Here is a 17,305-nt window from a genome sequence, read left to right on the forward strand (position 1 = left end):
ACAGCAGGAGCTCTCCGTTGAATCGGCTTCGCCGCCGAGAACGCCCCGCCGCAAGGCGACGGAGCGTTTCATGCGATCAGATCAGGTTGTTCTCGGCCAGGAACTGGCGCGCGACCTCTTCGATCGGGGTCTTGTCGACATCGACCTTGGCGTTGAGCGCCTGCAGGATCTCATCGGAAAGCTTGCCGGAGAGCGCGTTGAGCGTCGCTTCGAGAGCCGGATTGGCCTTGAGCGCTTCGGCTCGCACGACCGGAACGGCGGCGTAGTTAGGGAAGAATTCCTTGTCGTCGGCGAGCACGCGGAACTTGAAGGCCTGGATGCGTCCGTCGGTGGCGAAGACCAGGGCGGCGTCGACCTGGGAATCACGCAGCGCCTGATAGGTCAGTCCGGAATCCATCGATTTGAGGTTCGCGCGGCCAGCCTTGAAGTCATAGGCCGTCTGGAGGCCCGGCAGCCCGTCGGGACGCCCGGAGAATTCGGCATTGACGGCGATGCTCAGTGGCTTCTTGGCGTTGAAGGCAGCAGCGAGATCCGACAGCGTCTTGATCGAAACCGTCTTGGGATCGTCGGCGCGGACCGCGAGAGCATAGGTGTTGTTGGCGCTAGAAGGCTGCAGCCAGGTCAGGCCGAGCTTGGCGTCGAGTTCCTTGACGCGCTGATAGGTGTCCTTGGCACTCAGGCGCTCATTGATCTTGTTGTAGGTGACGAGCGAGGTGCCGGTGTACTCCCAGTAGACGTCGATCTGGCCGCCGATCTGGGCATCGCGTAGCACCTGCGAGCCGAGACCGTCGCGCTTGTCGACCTCGAAGCCCTTCTTCTTGAGTAACTGCGCGGTGACCTCCGCGAGCAGCAACTGCTCGGTGTAGTTCTTGCCACCGACGACGATGGGCTTGGCCTGCACGGGCAGCGCCCAGAGGGTGGCGAGCGCGGCCACGGCGAAAATGCGCGACGAAGGCTTCATGCCTGGTCTCCTTGAAGCTACGGGGGGAAAGGCCGGAAGGGTCAGCGCAACGGGTTGACCCCTCGGGGGATGGTCCAGAATTGGAGCTGGGCCATGATGAAATCGATCAGGACCGCCAGCAGGGCGGTGGGGATGGCGCCGGCGAGCATGGTGCCGAACTCGTTCAGCGCGATGCCGGTGAAGATCAGTTCACCCAGCCCGCCGCCGCCGATCAGGAAGGCCAGCGGCACGGTGCCGACATTGATCGCGAGCGCGGTGCGGATGCCGGTGTAGATCACGAACAGGCTGTTCGGCAGCTCGACCTGGAGCAGCGTGTGGCGGGCCGAAAGGCCCATGCCGCGCGCCGCCTCGAGCAGATGCGGCGGCACGGCGCGCAGGCCCGCCATCGTATTGCTGACGATCGGCAGCAGGGACGCCACGAACAGCGCGAAGATCGCCGAGCCGTTGCCGATGCCGAGCAGGCTCATCGCCAAGGCCAGAACGGCGAGCGTCGGGATCGTCGCCCCGACATTGAGCACCTGCAACGCCATGTCACCGAGCCGGCGAAAGCGCGGCCGGGTGAGCAGGACGCCGAGGGGCACGCCGAGCAGGATCGCGGCGCCGCCCGACAGGGCGACCAGCTCGATGTGCTGCCAGCCGAGAAAGGCGATGTCGTCCCATTTCTCAAGCAGGCCCGGCAGCAGGCCGCCGGCCCAGGCCCAGGCGCCGAGCAGGAAGACGGCGAGATGGACTCCATTGCGGCGCAGCCGGGTCAGCATGGGCAAAACGCCGTCAGCCATCCCGGTAGGTCTCCGAGAGCAGGCGCGTCATGCCGCGCAGAGTGACATAGCCGACGAACATGCCGTCCTCGTCGACGCAGGCGAGCCAGGAGACGTCATGGCGGAACATGGTCGAGACCGCGGTGCGCAGATCCTCATGCGGCTTGATCGTCGTCGGCAGGGTCTCGTGGTTCTCGCCGACCAGTCCGCTGGCGCCACGCGCCGCCTGGAGCGAGACATAGCCGCGCGCTCGCCCGCGCGGCCCGACCATCACGATCGCCTGGTGGCCGTGTTCTTCCATGGTCGATACCGCCTGCTTCAGGCTGTCGGCGGCCCGGACGCGTGGCGGATCGGCCAGCATGGCGTCGCGCACCGTCAGCAATTGCAGGCGCTTCAGCGTCCGGTCGCCGCCGACGAAATCGGAGACGAAACTGCTCGCCGGGTGGGCGAGGATGTTGTCCGGAGTATCGAACTGGACCAGCCTGCCATCCTTGAAGATCGCGATCCGGTCGGCCATTTTCACGGCCTCGTCGATGTCGTGGCTGACGAACAAGATCGTCTTGCGGATCTGCGCCTGCATCTTCAGGAACTCGTCCTGGATGATCACCCGGTTGATCGGGTCGATGGCGCCGAAGGGTTCGTCCATCAGCAGGACCGGCGGATCGGCGGCGATGGCGCGCAGCACGCCGATGCGCTGCTGCTGCCCGCCCGAAAGCTCCCGCGGATAGCGGTGCAGGAAGGCGCCGGGCTCGAGCGCGACCATGTCGAGCAACTCCGCCGCCCGCTCACGCGATTTGCGCCGGTCCCAGCCGAGGATGTCGGGGACGATGCAGATATTGTCCTCGACGGTCTTGTTCGGGAACAGGCCGATCTGCTGGATGACGTAGCCGATGCTGCGCCGCAGCTGCGTGACGTCGCAATCATTCGTGCTGCGGCCGTCGATCAGGATGTCGCCCGAGCTCGGCTCGATCAGCCGGTTGACCATCTTCATCGTCGTCGTCTTGCCGCAGCCGGAAGGGCCGAGCAGGACGCAGATCTCGCCCTCGGGCACTTCCAGCGACACGCGGTCCACGGCAGGCGTGGTGCTGCCGGCGAAGGTCTTGCTGACCTGGTGCAGTCTGATCATCTGGTCCTCAATCCCGGTGAGGTGAGCTTCCGCTGCAGCCACAGCAGGGCGAGGTCGGCGACGACGGCGAGCAGGCTGACGGCGAGCGCTCCGGTGATGAGTTGGCGCGGGTCGGTCTGGCTGATGCCGCGCGAGATGAAGGTGCCGAGTCCGCCGGCGCCGATATAGGCGGCGATCGCGGTGACCCCGATGTTCATCACCACTGCGAGCCGCACGCCGGTCATGATCACCGGCAGGGCGAGCGGCAGCTCGACCTCCCGCAGTCTCTGGCCTCTGGTCAAGCCCATGCCGCGCGCAGCTTCTCGCAGGGCCGGGTCAAGATTGCGGATCGCTGCGTATGTATTCCGGATAATCGGGAGCTGTGAGTAGAGTAATACTGCGATCACCGCCGGCAGATAGCCGATCCCGTGGCCGACCAGCGAGAGCAGCGGGATCATCATCCCGAACAGCGCGATCGACGGGATGGTGATCAGCATCGACGCGACATAGAGCACGCCATCCGCCATGCGCCGGTTCTGGCTGATCGCGATGCCGATCGGCACACCGGTGAGGATGGCCAGAGCGACCGCGACGCCGACGATGGCGACGTGCTCGCCGGTCCGGGTGACGATGAGCCCCCAGTTCGAAATGATGTAATTGAGAATGTCCATTGCGTTGCCGCGGCTTTTAGAGCAGCCTATCGGGCGTTGGCAACCCATTTGGAGAATTTTTGTATGATTTTTCTATAGTCATTGCTGGATATGGCTATTCTCTGAATCTTTCTGACGCATAATATTTATTATGATAATGACGAATGCATGCCTTTTATGTCTGAAATTTAATTTCAGAATTCAGCACATAAACTCTTTGATGAAACCTTGCGACCTTTCGCGCGTGGCACATCTCGGTGTCCGCTGACGTGAAAGGCGCCAATGAAAAGGACGTTTCATGTGTGGCTTCGTGTGCCTGTGGGAGATCGATGACCAGGGCGGGGCGCTGATCGCAGCGATGCTCTCGCGGCTCGGGCATCGCGGCCCCGATGCGACCGAGATCGCCCGGCTGGGCGGGGCTCCGGCGGTGATGGGCCATTGCCGGCTCTCGATCATTGGAGCGGAGAATGGCCGCCAGCCCATTCGGGCGGACGAGGAAATGCTTGTCGCCAATGGGGAGATCTATAATCACGAGGACTTGAGGGCGATCCTCGGCACGGAGATCTTCGATACGGCGAGCGACAGCGAAACTATTCTTCATCTCTTTCGCAGTGGCGCGCAGCGCTGGGTCAGCCGGCTCGACGGGATGTTCGCCTTCGTCCTGGCGACGCCGGACCGGATCATCGCGGCGCGCGATCCGCTCGGGATCAAGCCGCTCTACATGGCCCGTCGTGGGAAAGGCCTGGCCTTCGCCTCCGAGCTGAAGGCCTTTGACGGCCTCGGCTTCGATGAGATCAGCGCGATCCGACCCGGCTCGCTGTTCGATAGCCGGAGCGGGCTGCGGCAATGGTACCGCGTCCCGTCAGGCGCGGCCAAGGCCGAGCCGGGCATCGATGTCGACGCCGTGGCGGGTGAACTGCGCCTCGGCCTCGAAGACGCGGTAGCGAAATGGATGGTCGCCGATGTCGAGGTCGGCTCGTTCCTGTCCGGGGGGCTCGACAGCTCCATCATCGCGGCGCTTGCGCAGAAGATCAGGGTCAATGCGGGGCAGGGGCCGCTCAAGACCTTCGCCGTCGGCACGGCGGGCTCCTCCGATCTGGTCGCGGCGCGACGCGTCGCCGAGCATATCGGCAGCGACCATCATGAGCTGGTTTTCTCGGCGCAGGACGTCGCCGACAACTTGCCCCATGTGATCTACCATCTCGAAAGCGCCGATGCCGACCTCGTCCGCAGCGCCGTCCCGACCCTGTTCGCCGCCAGGCTGGCACGCGCCCATGTCAAGGCCGTCCTGACCGGGGAGGGGGCTGACGAGCTCTTCGCCGGTTACGCCTATCATCACGGCTATGTCGATGAGCCGCGCGCGCTCGCCGACGAGCTGACGCGCAGCCTCGGCACCATGCACAACATCAACCTGCAGAGGGTCGACCGGATGACCATGGCGGAATCCCTGGAGGCGCGGACCCCGTTCCTCGACCGGGATCTCATCGCCTTCGCCCAGTCCGTCCCCGCGGAGCTCAAGCTGCGTCGGACCGACCCGGAGATCGTGGAATCGACGGGGCGGACCACCGAGAAATGGCTGCTGCGCAAGGCCTGCGCCGACCTGCTGCCGGACGATCTCGTCTGGCGCAAGAAGGCGCAGTTCGACGAAGGCTCGGGAACCGTGGACGCGCTGCGGCAGGCGCTTCGGATCCTGACCGGCGCCACATGTGAGGTCGGACAGGAGCGCGAGGCCGCGTTGTATCGCGAGATCCTGAAGCGCCGCTTCCGCGATCCCGGCATGATCCTGAGCCAGGCCGGTCGGTGGAATGCCAACCGCATCGCCGCGTGAAGCGAGGGCTGGCCATCGTGATCGACTGCCGCCGGGCCAAGACCTCGCGGCCTGACCAGTCGACCACCGCAGCCTGACAATCAGCGTGGCGTGGGATGGTCGAGCGTGGGCTGGAGGGCGGCGGTCGAACGCGGAGTCGCGGCTATCGAGGCAGGCCGCCGCACGAGGTTAATATGACGTGAGCCCAGTGTGGCGTATCGCCGCAATTGGGGATACTGTGCTCGTGCCTGCCGTCGGAGATCACGGTCCCTTCGCAGGCAAAGTGGAGACGTGATGGTTCGATAACGCCCATTAAAGCAGGCGTCCCGTACATGCGCCACGCGATCGAGACCGCACCGAAGAATGGGCACTTCGTCATTCTCGAAGACGACGCGAATGCGGCTTACGACGTAGGCCGCTGGTCGTCGGAGGCAGGCGGCTGGGTCGGGAAAGACGGCGCCCCGATCAAGATCACGCCCACGCATTGGCATCCGCTCGCTCGCGACGCCTACGGCCGGGCGGACGAAGAGGGAGAGGTCGGCGCTGATCGTGGCGCCCGGCCCGCATGGCGGCGGCTCGTGCCGATCGTCAGTGTCATCGCTGCGGCGATGCTGCTGCTTTACTTCGTGAGACCCGAAGTGCTCCAGCGCACTGCGGGGGATGGCATAGCCATTCAAGACGCCCGCGTGCCGGGCAAGACGTTGCAGGCTGCGTCGCCCGAGGTTCGGCCGAGCGCCGAGCGCCAGGCCGGTCCGCCCGCGGAAGAGGTGCAGATTGTCCCGGAGCAGCGCGCAGCGGTGGCTCCCACGCCAGATTTGCGACAGGCTCCGACCCAAAAGTCCCCTGACATCTCGGAGCAGGAAGCCGCGGCGGCGCAGGAACACGGCAAGGCTCAGCGCAGCATTGAGCGGTTGGAAGCGCAACTGCGAGCCGGCGCACAGGCGCTCAAGCAGGAGCGCGAAAGGGCAGGTAGCCTCGCAGAGCAGGTCGCGACCGCGCGACAGGCGCTGACGGCGAACATAGCGCAGCGTCGTCTGGCGGACGAGGAAGAGCGATCCCGGATTGCCGCCTTGAAGAACGAGCTGGCAGCGGCGCGACGCGAAATCGAGGTGCTTGCCGCGCAATCACGCCAGGCGAGCAACGAAACTGCGCTGATCAAGCAGACGGAAGCGACGAAGACCGAACAACTCCTCGAACAGCAGCGCCAGAAAATGACAACTGCTCTGGCGGAGGCCGCGGCTGTGCGGCAGGAGCTGACGGCCAGCGCGACGCAGCACAAGCAGGCGCTCGACGAGGAGCGAGCCCGCAGCGCCACATCGGCGAGCGAACTGGCGCTGGCGCAGCGCGAGGTCGAGCGGCAAGCGGTGCAGCTTCGCCAGGCGAGCGACGAAACCACCCGGCTTAGGCAGGCGGAGACAGCGAGGGCCGCAGTCCTGCCCGAACAGCAGCGCCAGGACGTAGCTGCCGCTTTGGCAGAGGCGGCGGCGGTGCGGCTGGAGCTGTCGGCGAGCACGGCCCGGCACGATCAGGCACTCGGCGAAGAGCGAGGCCGCAGCGCCACATTGGCCAGCGAGCTGGCACTGGTACGACGCGAAATCGAGACACAGGCAGCACAGTTTCGCCAGACGAACGACGAACGGGAGTTGCTGAAGCAAGCGGAGGCCGCGAAGGCCGAGCAATTGCTCGCAGAGCAGCGCCAGAGCACGGCTGCTCTCGCTGAAGCCGCGGCGACGCGCCGGGAGCTGTCAGCGAGTGCGGCTCAGCACGGCCAGGTTCTGGACGAGGAGCGGGCCCGCAGCGCCGCATTGAAGAACGAGCTGGTGGCTGTACGGCGCGAACTCGAGGCGCAGACGGCGCAATCGCTCCGGGCCAACGACGAGATGGTGCTGCTCAAGCAAGCGGAGGCCGTGAAAGCCGAACCATTGCTGGAACAGCTGCGCCAGAAGGTGGCAGCCGCGCTGGCAGAGGCCGCAGCGGCGCGACAGGCATTGACGGCGAACACGCAGCAGCATGACCGGGCACTGAACGAGGAGCGAGCCCGCGGTGGCGCCTTGAAGGACGAGCTGGCGGCCGTACGGCGCGAAATCGAGACGCAGGCGGCACTGTCTCGTCGGGCGAGCGACGAAACGGCTGCGGTCAAGCAGGCAGAGGCCTTGATGACCGAACAGTTGCTCCAGGAGCAGCGTCAGAGGATGGCTGCGCTCGCGGAGGCAGGGGCGGCGCGACGGGAATTGACGGCCAGCGCCGCGCGGCATGGTCAGGTGCTCGACGAGGAGCGGGCACGCAATGCCGCGTTGGCGAGCGAGTTGGCAACGGCGCGCGGCGAAATCGAGAGGCAGGTGGCGGCGTTTCGCCAGGCGAGCGATGAAACGGCGCAGCTCAAGCAAGCGGAGACTGCGAAGACCGAGCAATTGCTCGAAGGGCAGCGTCAGAGAATGGCTGCTCTCGCTGAGCTCGGCACGGCGCGAAAGGAGTTGTCGGTGAGCGCCGCGCAGCATGGCCAGGCACTCGATGAGGAGCGTGCCCGTAGCGCGGCATTGGCGAGCGAACTGAGGACCGTGCGGCATGAGATCGAGACGCAGGCCGCGCAGTTTCGCCAGGCCGGTGAAGAGATGGAATTCCGCAGACAGGCGGATGAGGCAAAGTTGGCGGCGGTTCAGCAGGCGCTGAGGGAAGAGCGCGACAGGGCTGTCGCTTCGACAGCCGAGCGCGATGCGGCTCGGCGCGCGGCCGAGGGGCAAACCAGGCCGGAACTCGTCACGAGCGATCAGACCGCCCGGGCGATCGAGGTCAAGGAAGCGATCACCATGCCGTCGCCGGCCGCCTCGGAAGTGCAGGGCAGTGCGGAGGCGGCGAGGATGATCGCGCGCGCCGGTGTGCTGCTCGGTCAGGGCGACATCGGCGGTGCACGGATCGTGCTCGAACGTGCCGCCGAGTCGGGTAGCGCCCGCGCGGTCTTCATGCTCGCGGAAACCTACGATCCCGGCGTTCTCTCGGCGTGGAAGACCTATGGAACGCGAGGCGAGGTGACGAGGGCGCGCGAGCTTTACGCGAAGGCGCATGCAGGCGGCATTCAAGAGGCGAAGGAGAGGTTCGACAGCCTCGGTCGGTGAGATGCCTATCAGGCCGTGTGGATCCGGCCTGTGGTTCTGTTGCGGTGCTCAAGAGGGAGTTGGGGGATGACACGGTCCTCTGGAAGACGCCTGCTCTTGCTAACCTCATTGATTGCGCTCGCCGGAGGACTCCTGGCGGATGGTCTGTCGGCACAGACGCGGCGCCACGAAGCCCAGGGGGCTGCTGCAGCGCGGCGCAGCATGGCGCAGGAGTCGCCGCAGGAGAAGATGAACGCCTGGACCGTCGGCCTTGCCGGCGGGCTGATCGAGGGGGCTCCCCTTCGTCTCGCGGCGGAGATGGCGCGCGTCGTCGACGACGGACCAAACCTGCAGCTCCTGCCGATCGTCACGCGCGGGGCTACGGAGAACCTGAATTCGCTGCTCTATCTGCGTGGGGTCGACACGGCGATCATCAATTCCGACGCGCTGGAGGAATACAAGGCCCAGCTCCCGCAGATCCGGCGCCGGATCACTTATGTCCTCAATCTCTTCCCGTCGGAACTGCATATCTTCGTGCGGCCCGAGATCCAGAGTCTGGCGGATCTCGCCGGGAAGAAGGTGAACTTCAATACCCAGGGAACCGCGGCGGCCTATTCGGGCCCGCTGATCTTCAGCCGACTCGGCATCAACGCCGAAAAGATGTTCATCCCGCACCAGGTCGCCCTCGAGCAGATGCGCAAGGGCGAGATAGCCGCGGTCGTCTTCATCACCTCGAAGCCGGTCGATGCGTTCGTGCGCGGGCGCTTCGAACCCGGCTTCAAGTTCCTTCCGGTCCAATACGACAGCAAGTTCGAGGACTACTATCTTCCGGCCGTGCTGGAGGCGGGCGAGTATCCCGGCCTGATCAAGCAAGGCGAGCGGGTGCAGACGATCGCCGTGCCGACGGCGCTCGTCGCGTTCAACTGGCCGGCGCAATCCAATCGCTATCAACGCGTCGCCCGCTTCGTCGATGTGCTGTTTTCCCGCATCGACAGGCTTCAGGCCCCCGGCTTCGACCCGAAATGGAAGTCGATCAACCTGGCCGCCACGGTGCCGGGGCTCGACCGGTTCTCGGCGGCGCAGGACTGGCTGGATCGTCAGACGCGAGCACCGCGGGCCTTGAGATGAGGGTGATCCCCCTGTCCATCGCGTTCGAGATCGCCAGCGGAGTTGCGCTGGCGCAGGAGGTGGTCGACCCGACGGTTCATCTTCGCGCCTGCGCTGCGATGGAGGCCGCTGCGCGGCTGGAGTGCCTCGACAAACTGTCGCGCAGCATGGTGCCGAGCGATCGCCGGGTGCGTGGCGAAGACAACTGGATCGTCAGCGAGACAACTTCGCCGATTGATTATACTCCGATCGTCACCGCGAGGACCTATGCACGCAGCGGAACCGAGAGTTCCCTGACGCAGCTGACCATCTCCTGCCGCAGCGGCCGAACCGAGCTGGCGGTTTCAGGGCCGGCCGTGACGGCTGGCCTCGCCGACGCCGTCATCGTCTACCGCATCAACGATGCAGCGCCGCTGCAAGTCGCGGCAGGGGTGCCATCGTTCGGCCCGGGTGCCGCTTTCAGGGCCGATGTCGTGCAGCTCCTGCACTCCCTGCCTGACGAGGGCGGGCTCAATATCCGGCTCGTACCCCGGTCGGGCGTCACCCATGAGGGGCAGTTTGCGCTGGCCGGACTGAAGGGGGTGCGAGCCAAGGTAGCCTTAGCCTGCAAGTGGCCGAACGTCGTTGCCAACCCCGGCAATCGATGATCCTCGAACCAATACGGGAGAACGAAGATGATTGCTTGCAACGGAACTGGCCGGGCCGCGCTGATCGGCATCGTGGCGCTCCTGATCGCTTCGCCGCCCTCCATGGCGCAGGAAAAGCGGCAAGCCTCCGCGCAGACATCGAAGCGACCTGCGGCCGAAACCAAATCCCACCGCCTCGTGCTGCAAGTTAACTCGAACGATGCCGCGACGATGAATCTGGCGCTCAACAATGCGATGAATGTCGCGCAGTACTACAAGGATGCTGGAGAGAAAGTAGAGATAGAGGTCGTTACATTCGGCCCTGGGCTGCATATGCTTCGGGAGGATACCTCTCCGGTTAAGGCACGAGTCAAGGAAATTACGCTCAGCACCCCGGCAATTTCTTTCAAGGCTTGCGGTAACACGCAAGAGAATATGAAGAAGGCCGAAAACAAGGAGATTTCTCTCATTTCCGATGTTTCGGTCGTGAAGTCCGGTGTGGTGCGCGTCATGGAGCTGCAGGAGCGGGGCTGGACCTATGTCAGGCCATGACGGCTGCTGCCGAAGCACTTTCGAGCGAAGTTGACACCGCTTCGCGTGAAGAAAATGCGATGAAATCAAGAACAGGAGCAGTTCTGTACATCGAGGGACGGCAGAACTGCTCCAAGAGCCGCCGCCAAAAAAAGGCGATGTCAGACTGAGTGCCGGCGCGGGCAAGCAAGCGTATTCGGCCCTGTGACAGGTTCATGCGCCGAACGCGACGCAGCATTTCTTCGGGAGCTGCCGGATCGGCCTGAGCCGTTCGGTCTGCCGCGATCGGCGCCATCCAATTCGGCGCTTGCCACCTCAGCCTCAGCCGATAGCTTCAAGCCTGCGGCGAGCACGGTCCGAAGGCCGGCCGACCGACGGGGGGCGACCGTGCGCGAAGATGCGGCGCCTCGGCAAGATTGCTCGAGGGAGGAAGATCGATGACACGTGCACCGACCTATCTGTTCTGTCTAGCTGCCACCACCATGCTGAGCCTGCCTGCGATGGCAGCTGAAATGCGCCTGATGACGGGTCCGCAAGGCGGCGTCTGGGTGCCGCTCGGCGGCCAGCTCAAGGATCTCTGGGAGAAGGCGGTTCCGGGGCTCAGCGTGCAGTCGCTGCCGGGCGCCGGGATAGCCAATGTCCGCGCCATCGAGGAGAACAAGGCTGAGGTCGGCTTCGGCAACTCGATCTCGACCGTGGACGGACTCGCCGGGAACGCGCCGTTCCCGAGGAAGCATGAGAACATCTGCAATGTCGCTTCGCTCTATCCGCAGTATTTCCAGATGCTGGTACCGGCCGATTCCGGCATCAAAACGGTCAAGGATCTGAAGGGCAAGGCGATCACGACGCAGCCCCGTGGCAATACCGGCGAGCTCATCACCGGGCAGCTGCTGAAGGTCCACGGGATGAGCTATAGTGACGTCAAGATCTCCTTCGTCTCCTATACGGACTCGGTCGAGCAGGTGAAGGATGGGCACGCCCAGGCCTTCTCCCTCGGCACTGCCATTCCGTCCGGCGCCGTGATGGACCTTGCCTCGGCGCGTGACATCAAGCTGCTCGACCTCTCGGCCGATCTCGACGGCATGAGGAAGCTCAACCCCGGCTATACGCTGGTGACGGTGCCGAAGGGCACCTATCCGAAGCAGGGCGAGGACGTGAAGGTGATCGGCTACGCCACCCATATCGTCGTCTCGTGCAAGCTGCCGGCCGATCAGGTCTACGCCATGACCAAGGCGATCGCCGACAATGTCCCGGCGCTGGCGGCGACGAGCAAGGCACTGGCCGATCTTACGCCGAAACTGATGGCGGAGGATGTTGGCGTGCCGTTCCACCCGGGCGCGGCCAAACTCTACAAGGAAAAGGGCATTACCGTCGCGTCGAAGTGACCGGCTCCCGACGCCCCGTGCGGACGGTTTGAAAACCTGGCGCGCCGGCAGCGCCGGCGCGTGCTTCCCGAAGCCACCGATCCCGTCGTGCCGCCCCTGCGGCGCGATCTCGTCGCACTGTGCGGGATCGGTCTCCGAGCCAGGATGTGCCCGTGGACATCAGCGTTCCCAGACCCGAATTCAAGTTCGAGTTCAGCCATGTCGGCATCGTGCGGCTGGTCACGGCGGTGATCGCCGTCGCCATGGCGCTCTACCATATGTGGGTGATACTGCCGCCGGCGCTCGGCGGGCAGGGCACCCCGGAAGCGATCATCTTCCGCGGCACGCATCTTCTGTTCGCGCTGGCCCTGACCTTCCTGATCTATCGCCGGACAGGGGCGGATGCGGCGCCGTCTCCGCTCGACTATGCGCTGCTGGCGCTCGCAGTCGCGCCGATCACCTATCTGTTCTGGAACTACGACTACATCGTCAACCGGATCTACTATGTCGACGATCTCAGCCCGGTCGACATGGCAATGGCGGTTCTGCTCGTCGTCATCGTGCTCGAGGCGACGCGGCGGCTGATCGGCTGGGCTCTGCCGCTCACCGCGATCGCCTTCCTCTGCTACGCGCTGTTCATCGCCAGGGTCGAGCCGATGCGGCTGCTCGACCAACTGTTCATGACGACGGAGGGCGTCTTCGGCGCGCCGCTCGGGGTGTCCGCCGCCTATGTCATGATCTTCGTGCTGTTCGGCTCCTTCATGGAGCGCACCGGCACGGGACAGCTCTTCATGGATTTCGCGCTCTCGCTCACCGGTCACACCGCCGGCGGACCGGGCAAGGTTTCGGTGGTCTCGTCGAGCCTGTTCGGCACGATCTCGGGCAGCGCGGTCGCCAATGTCATGGTCGACGGGCCGATCTCCATCCCGCTGATGAAGCGCACCGGCTTCAAGGCGCATTTCGCGGCGGGCGTCGAGGCGGTGGCCTCGACGGGCGGTCAGATCATGCCGCCGATCATGGGCGCCGCTGCCTTCGTCATGGCCGAGTTCCTCTCGGTCTCCTACGGGCAGGTGGTGATCTGGGCGCTGATCCCGGCGGTGCTCTATTACGTCGCCTGCTTTGCGGCGGTGCATTTCGAGGCCAAGCGCCACGGCATCCTCGGCGTGCCGCGCAGTCAGTTGCCGAAGCTCGGCACGACCTTGCGCGAGCGCGGCCATCTCTTTCTGCCGGTGCTGACGATCCTTGCCGTGCTCTATTCCGGCTACAGCGCACCGCTGGCGGCGCTGGCCGGCACTGTGCTGTGCTTCCCAGTCGCGGCGCTGCGGGCCTCGACGCGCGGCAATGTCCGGCTGCCGATCATCATCGATGCGATGATCGACGGCGCGCGCAACGCGCTCGCCGTGGCGCTGGCCTGCGCCTGCGCCGGCATCGTGATCGGCGTCGTCGCACTGACCGGCGCCGGGATCGTCTTCACCCAGGCGGTGATCGGCCTGTCGCAGAACTACCTCTTGCTGGCACTGCTGCTGACGGCGGTCGCCGGCATCGTGCTCGGCATGGGCATGCCGACGACGCCGGCCTATATCGTGATGACCTCGCTGCTGGTGCCGGCGCTGATCAAGCTCGGCGTGGCGATGCCGGCGGCGCATATGTTCGCCTTCTACTTCGCCATCCTGTCGGCGATCACGCCGCCGGTCGCGCTCGCCGTCTTCGCCGCTGCGGGGTTGGCCAAGGCCGACCTCTGGAGTAGCGGCTGGGCGGCGGTGAAGATCGGTGCCGCCGGCTTCATCGTGCCGTTCATGTTCGTCTACGAGCCGGCCCTGCTGATGATCGGAGACTGGCCGACGATCATCTGGCGCTTCGTCTGCTCATGCGTCGGAATCGGCCTGCTCGCCGCCGGGCTGCACGGCTACCTGCTGCGTCGTGCCGCGATGTGGGAGCGGGCCGTGCTCGTCGCCGCGGCCTTCTGCCTGGTGAAGCCGGACTGGATGACCGACCTGATCGGACTCGGACTGGCACTGGCGATGTTCGCCTGGCAATGGCCGGGCCGGGAGCGCGCCCGGGCCGAAGAGGCACAGCCCAACCCGGCGAAGTAGCGCCGGGCCAGGTGCGGGGCGGCAGCTCCCACGGGCTGAGTTTTGAACTGGCTTCATCCGGGCTGCGCCGCCTCACGGAACGCAGCTCGGAGCAGCGTCTATTTGAAGCTGATCACCACGCCGTCGACGCCGGACGCAAGCTGCAGGCCCTGACGGCGGGCGTCGAGGCTGATGGTGACGCCCTTGTTGTTCTTGAGGACGAGGCGCCCCTTGCCGGCGCGGCCGACGGCCCAGCCTTCGCTCAACTGGACATAGGAGCCCGCGAAATCCTCGCGCTGCCTGAGCCCGTAGACCCGGCCGGTGGCGGTCAGCTTCGACGCGCCGATGCCGCCAACACCGAGGCCGCCGACGCTGATCGGATAGTTGCGGCCGCGAAACGCCAAAGTGCCGCCGCCGACCTGACCCTGGCCGAGGAAAGCAACGGAAAACGCCTCGATGCGGACGGTGCCACTCGGCGGGCCGAGCGTGCGTTGCTGGGCGATGGCGGCAGGCGGGAGAAGCGTCAGCGCGACCGCGCCGATGCGGGCTAGGCTGTTCAGTGTCACGAGCATGCTCCCTGCTAGGCGGATGCAAGCAGAACGATAGAACCAGCCAAAGAGTTCCGCCAGCGGCGATCTCCTTGTTGTGTCATCAGATTTTTCTGAACAGTCGGCGTGTTCAACGCGATGTCTGGGCCGCGCGTACGGGATGACGGTGGCCGTCATCAGAAACGGAAATGCCCGGCCGCTGGGCCGGGCATCGCGAGAAGGGCTATCGCCGGCCGCCGTTCAGATCGTCAGCTTGCCGGCCTTGGCGGCCGCATAGCGCGCGTTGACCTTGTTCCAGTCGACCACGTTCCACCAGTTCTTGAGGTATTCGGCGCGGCGGTTCTGGTACTTCAGGTAATAGGCGTGCTCCCAGACGTCATTGCCCATCAGGACCATCTGCTTGTCCATCAGCGGGGTGTCCTGGTTGGGCTTGCTCGCGAGGGCAAGCTTGCCGTCCTTGGTCACGGTCACGAAGGTCCAGCCCGAACCGAAGACGCGCAGCCCGGCGGTGTCGAAGTCGGTCTTGAACTTGTCGAAGCCGCCGAGGTCGCGGGTGATGGCGGCCGCGACCTCGCCGGTCGGCGCACCGCCGGCGTTCGGGCCCATGATCTCCCAGAACATGGTGTGGTTGGCATGGCCGCCGCCGGAATTGCGCACGGCGAGGCGGGCGGCCTCCGGCACTTTGCCTAGATCGGCGAGGAGTTGCTGGAGCGGCGTCTGGGCGAGGACGCCATGGTCCTTGGCGGCGGCGTTCAGCCCGGCGACATAGGCCGCGTGGTGGCGGTTGTAGTGGATATCCATGGTGGTGGCGTCGATATTGGGCTCGAGCGCCGACGCCTCATAAGCGCGCTTGGGCAGCGAGAACGGGCCGGTGGGAGCGGCCGGGGCAGCTGCCTGCGCCCAGACCTTCGGGGCTATCGCCAGGCCGGCGGCTGCGGCACCGAAGCCGAGCAGCGAGCGGCGGGAAAACGAACTGACGTTCTGCATGGTGGTCCTCCAGAGGCCGGCGGCCTGGTGCCGGTCTGCCGTAACGTTACCCTGAAATGCCGCTCCTGGATGCAGCGATCTCGCGGCGAGCGCTGCCTTGGGGCGGCGGGCGTATTCGGGCAGCGGATCATGGCGCAAGCGCGGCATTAACCGGCAATTTACTGCGTTCTTTTAGCTTCCTAGGGCAGATTTCTCATGCGGATGTGCCGTGTCCATGCACGCTCTGGCTCTGAAGGCGCCTGCCCCGGCCAATGAGGACGCGCCCGACGCGGAAGCCGCCTCGCGCGCCGTCGTCGAGATCGCCGAGCGCTTCGGCAAGCTGAGCAGCGAGATCACCGACATTTCGGGCCGTATCGGCGACGTTAACGGCCAGCTCGACCGGCAGACGGCGGGGCTGCACCGCGTCGTCGGTTCCGTCGACCAGGTGGCGCGCGCCAATCAGGCGATCCAACGTTCGGCCGAGGAGGCGCAGAATGCGGCCTCGGTCGTGAAGAGCGGACTCGAACGCGTCACCGGCGCGGTCCGGCTCGGGCTCAATGCGGCGCAGAACGACATCGCCGAACTCTCGAACGGGGCGCAATCGATCTCGCAGGCGCTGGCAGGCGCAGTCGAGAGGGCCCACAAGCTGCGCGAGGCGAGCGAGGCGATCCAGTCGATCACCCGCGAGATCCAGCTGCTTTCGATCAATGCCGGGGTCGAGGCGGCCCGCAGCGGCGCCGCCGGCCGCGGCTTCGCGGTGATCGCGGCCGCGGTCAAGCAACTCGCCGAACAGACCCGCGACGCCACCAATGCAAGCTCCAGGCAGCTCGATGCGCTCGTCGCGACGGTAGATCAGCTGGCGAGCCAGAGCGAGGCCAATGCGCTCGCGGCGCGCCGCGCCAGCGAGGAAAGCCAGGGCATTTCACGCCAGATCGGCGAGCTCGACCATTTCGGCAAGTCGGTTGTCGGGCTGATCGCCGAGATCGACAGCATCTCGGCGCCGACCCGCGACAATGCGGTCGCCTTCGCCAAGGTCGGGGCCGAGCTGAAGGATCTGGTCGGCGGCGTCGAGCAGTCCAGCCATAGTCTCGAAGTGGCGTCGCGCCGCGCAAGCTCGCTGGTTTCGACCAGCGAGGCGGTGCTCGGTTCGATCGCGGCTTCCGGGGTGCGCACGCCGCAATCCGAAATGATCGCGACGGCGATCGAGGCTGCGACGGCTGTCGCCGGATTGTTCGAGCAGGCGCTGGCCAGCGGCCAGATCGGCATGGCCGAGCTGTTTGACGAGACTTACCGGCCGGTGCCGGGCAGCAACCCGGTGCAGCACCTGACCCGCTTCGTCGAGCTGACCGACCGCCTGCTGCCGCCGCTGCAGGAGAAGCTGCTGGCCGGCAATCGGCGCGCGGTGTTCTGCGCTGCGGTCGACCGCAACGGCTTCCTGCCGACACACAATCGCAAATACGCGCAGCCGCAGGGTTCGGACCCGGTCTGGAACAACGCCAATTGCCGCAACCGGCGACTGTTCGACGATCGGACCGGGCTGGCGGCGGCGCGCAACCAGAAACCGTTCCTGCTGCAGACCTATCGGCGCGACATGGGCGGCGGCAATTTCCTGGTGATGGAAGATCTTTCGGCGCCGATCTTCGTCAGAGGCCGGCACTGGGGCAGCTTCCGCTTCGGGCTCAGCGTCTGAGCGGGGTTGAGTGGAGCGAAGGGCTCCG

15 protein-coding genes are annotated in these 17,305 nt (G+C 65.7%); 8 read left to right on the forward strand and 7 right to left on the reverse strand.

The annotated features are described in order from the left end of the window. Nucleotides 1–76: 76 nt before the first annotated feature. From DK26_RS10485 to DK26_RS10500, 4 genes are read right to left on the reverse strand one after another with little or no spacing between them, the layout of a single operon-like run. Nucleotides 77–961, reverse strand: a complete 885-nt coding sequence (locus tag DK26_RS10485; protein WP_066471534.1) for a glycine betaine ABC transporter substrate-binding protein — start codon at nucleotides 959–961, stop codon at nucleotides 77–79. 41 nt (nucleotides 962–1,002) lie between these two features. After that, the gene (locus DK26_RS10490) at nucleotides 1,003–1,740 is read right to left on the reverse strand and encodes an ABC transporter permease (RefSeq protein WP_198162308.1); all 738 of its coding nucleotides are present in this window, start codon (nucleotides 1,738–1,740) and stop codon (nucleotides 1,003–1,005) included. Further along, complete coding sequence (locus DK26_RS10495; RefSeq protein WP_066471536.1) at nucleotides 1,733–2,845, reverse strand: ABC transporter ATP-binding protein; 1,113 nt, start codon at nucleotides 2,843–2,845, stop codon at nucleotides 1,733–1,735. The genes DK26_RS10490 and DK26_RS10495 overlap by 8 nt, the downstream gene beginning before the upstream one ends. Continuing rightward, nucleotides 2,842–3,495 carry an ABC transporter permease gene (locus DK26_RS10500; RefSeq protein WP_066471539.1) on the reverse strand — a complete coding sequence of 218 codons (654 nt, stop codon included), beginning with the start codon at nucleotides 3,493–3,495 and terminating at the stop codon, nucleotides 2,842–2,844. The genes DK26_RS10495 and DK26_RS10500 overlap by 4 nt, the downstream gene beginning before the upstream one ends. Before the next feature lie 277 nt (nucleotides 3,496–3,772). On the opposite strand from DK26_RS10500, the gene asnB reads away from it, so the two are divergent. The 5 genes from asnB (at nucleotide 3,773) to DK26_RS10525 (ending at nucleotide 10,658) form a co-directional block, all read left to right on the forward strand. Then, nucleotides 3,773–5,302 (forward strand): asparagine synthase (glutamine-hydrolyzing), encoded by a 1,530-nt coding sequence (gene asnB, locus DK26_RS10505; RefSeq protein WP_083533128.1) that lies wholly within the window; start codon nucleotides 3,773–3,775, stop codon nucleotides 5,300–5,302. A gap of 311 nt (nucleotides 5,303–5,613) precedes the next feature. Beyond that, nucleotides 5,614–8,394: a hypothetical protein gene (locus tag DK26_RS10510; protein WP_066471542.1), complete on the forward strand. Its 2,781-nt coding sequence runs from the start codon at nucleotides 5,614–5,616 to the stop codon at nucleotides 8,392–8,394. Nucleotides 8,395–8,460: 66 nt separating this feature from the next. Next, nucleotides 8,461–9,501, forward strand: a complete 1,041-nt coding sequence (locus DK26_RS10515) for a TAXI family TRAP transporter solute-binding subunit (protein WP_083533129.1) — start codon at nucleotides 8,461–8,463, stop codon at nucleotides 9,499–9,501. Beyond that, nucleotides 9,498–10,127: a hypothetical protein gene (locus DK26_RS10520; RefSeq protein WP_083533130.1), complete on the forward strand. Its 630-nt coding sequence runs from the start codon at nucleotides 9,498–9,500 to the stop codon at nucleotides 10,125–10,127. Before DK26_RS10515 ends, DK26_RS10520 begins: the two co-directional genes overlap by 4 nt. Nucleotides 10,128–10,229: 102 nt before the next feature. Next, on the forward strand, nucleotides 10,230–10,658 hold the full coding sequence (locus DK26_RS10525; protein WP_066472597.1) for a DsrE family protein: 429 nt from the start codon (nucleotides 10,230–10,232) through the stop codon (nucleotides 10,656–10,658). Here DK26_RS10525 and DK26_RS28955 read toward each other — a convergent pair. Continuing rightward, nucleotides 10,648–10,932, reverse strand: coding sequence for a hypothetical protein (locus DK26_RS28955; RefSeq protein ID WP_157089610.1), 285 nt, complete (start codon nucleotides 10,930–10,932; stop codon nucleotides 10,648–10,650). The two genes, DK26_RS10525 and DK26_RS28955, sit on opposite strands and share 11 nt — an antisense overlap. 142 nt (nucleotides 10,933–11,074) lie before the next feature. Here DK26_RS28955 and DK26_RS10530 point away from each other — a divergent pair, with 142 nt between their 5' ends. Together DK26_RS10530 and DK26_RS10535 are read left to right on the forward strand one after the other, a co-directional pair. Then, entirely contained in the window at nucleotides 11,075–12,022 is a 948-nt protein-coding gene (locus DK26_RS10530; RefSeq protein WP_066471546.1) for a TAXI family TRAP transporter solute-binding subunit, read from the forward strand. A 152-nt stretch (nucleotides 12,023–12,174) separates the two neighbouring features. Then, nucleotides 12,175–14,094: a TRAP transporter permease gene (locus DK26_RS10535; protein ID WP_248309927.1), complete on the forward strand. Its 1,920-nt coding sequence runs from the start codon at nucleotides 12,175–12,177 to the stop codon at nucleotides 14,092–14,094. A 98-nt stretch (nucleotides 14,095–14,192) separates the two neighbouring features. Here the strand turns inward: DK26_RS10535 and DK26_RS10540 are convergent, their stop codons facing one another. Together DK26_RS10540 and DK26_RS10545 are read right to left on the reverse strand one after the other, a co-directional pair. Further along, entirely contained in the window at nucleotides 14,193–14,639 is a 447-nt protein-coding gene (locus DK26_RS10540) for a hypothetical protein (protein WP_157089611.1), read from the reverse strand. A gap of 222 nt (nucleotides 14,640–14,861) precedes the next feature. After that, a complete protein-coding gene (locus DK26_RS10545; protein ID WP_066471551.1) occupies nucleotides 14,862–15,608 on the reverse strand; it encodes a superoxide dismutase in 747 nt (248 codons plus the stop codon). 214 nt (nucleotides 15,609–15,822) lie between these two features. Here DK26_RS10545 and DK26_RS10550 point away from each other — a divergent pair, with 214 nt between their 5' ends. After that, entirely contained in the window at nucleotides 15,823–17,277 is a 1,455-nt protein-coding gene (locus DK26_RS10550) for a methyl-accepting chemotaxis protein (RefSeq protein ID WP_066471554.1), read from the forward strand. The last annotated feature ends 28 nt before the right edge of the window (nucleotides 17,278–17,305 follow it).

The sequence above is a fragment of the Allobosea sp. WAO genome, from assembly GCF_001509835.1.
In the GTDB taxonomy this organism is placed as follows: domain Bacteria; phylum Pseudomonadota; class Alphaproteobacteria; order Rhizobiales; family Beijerinckiaceae; genus Allobosea.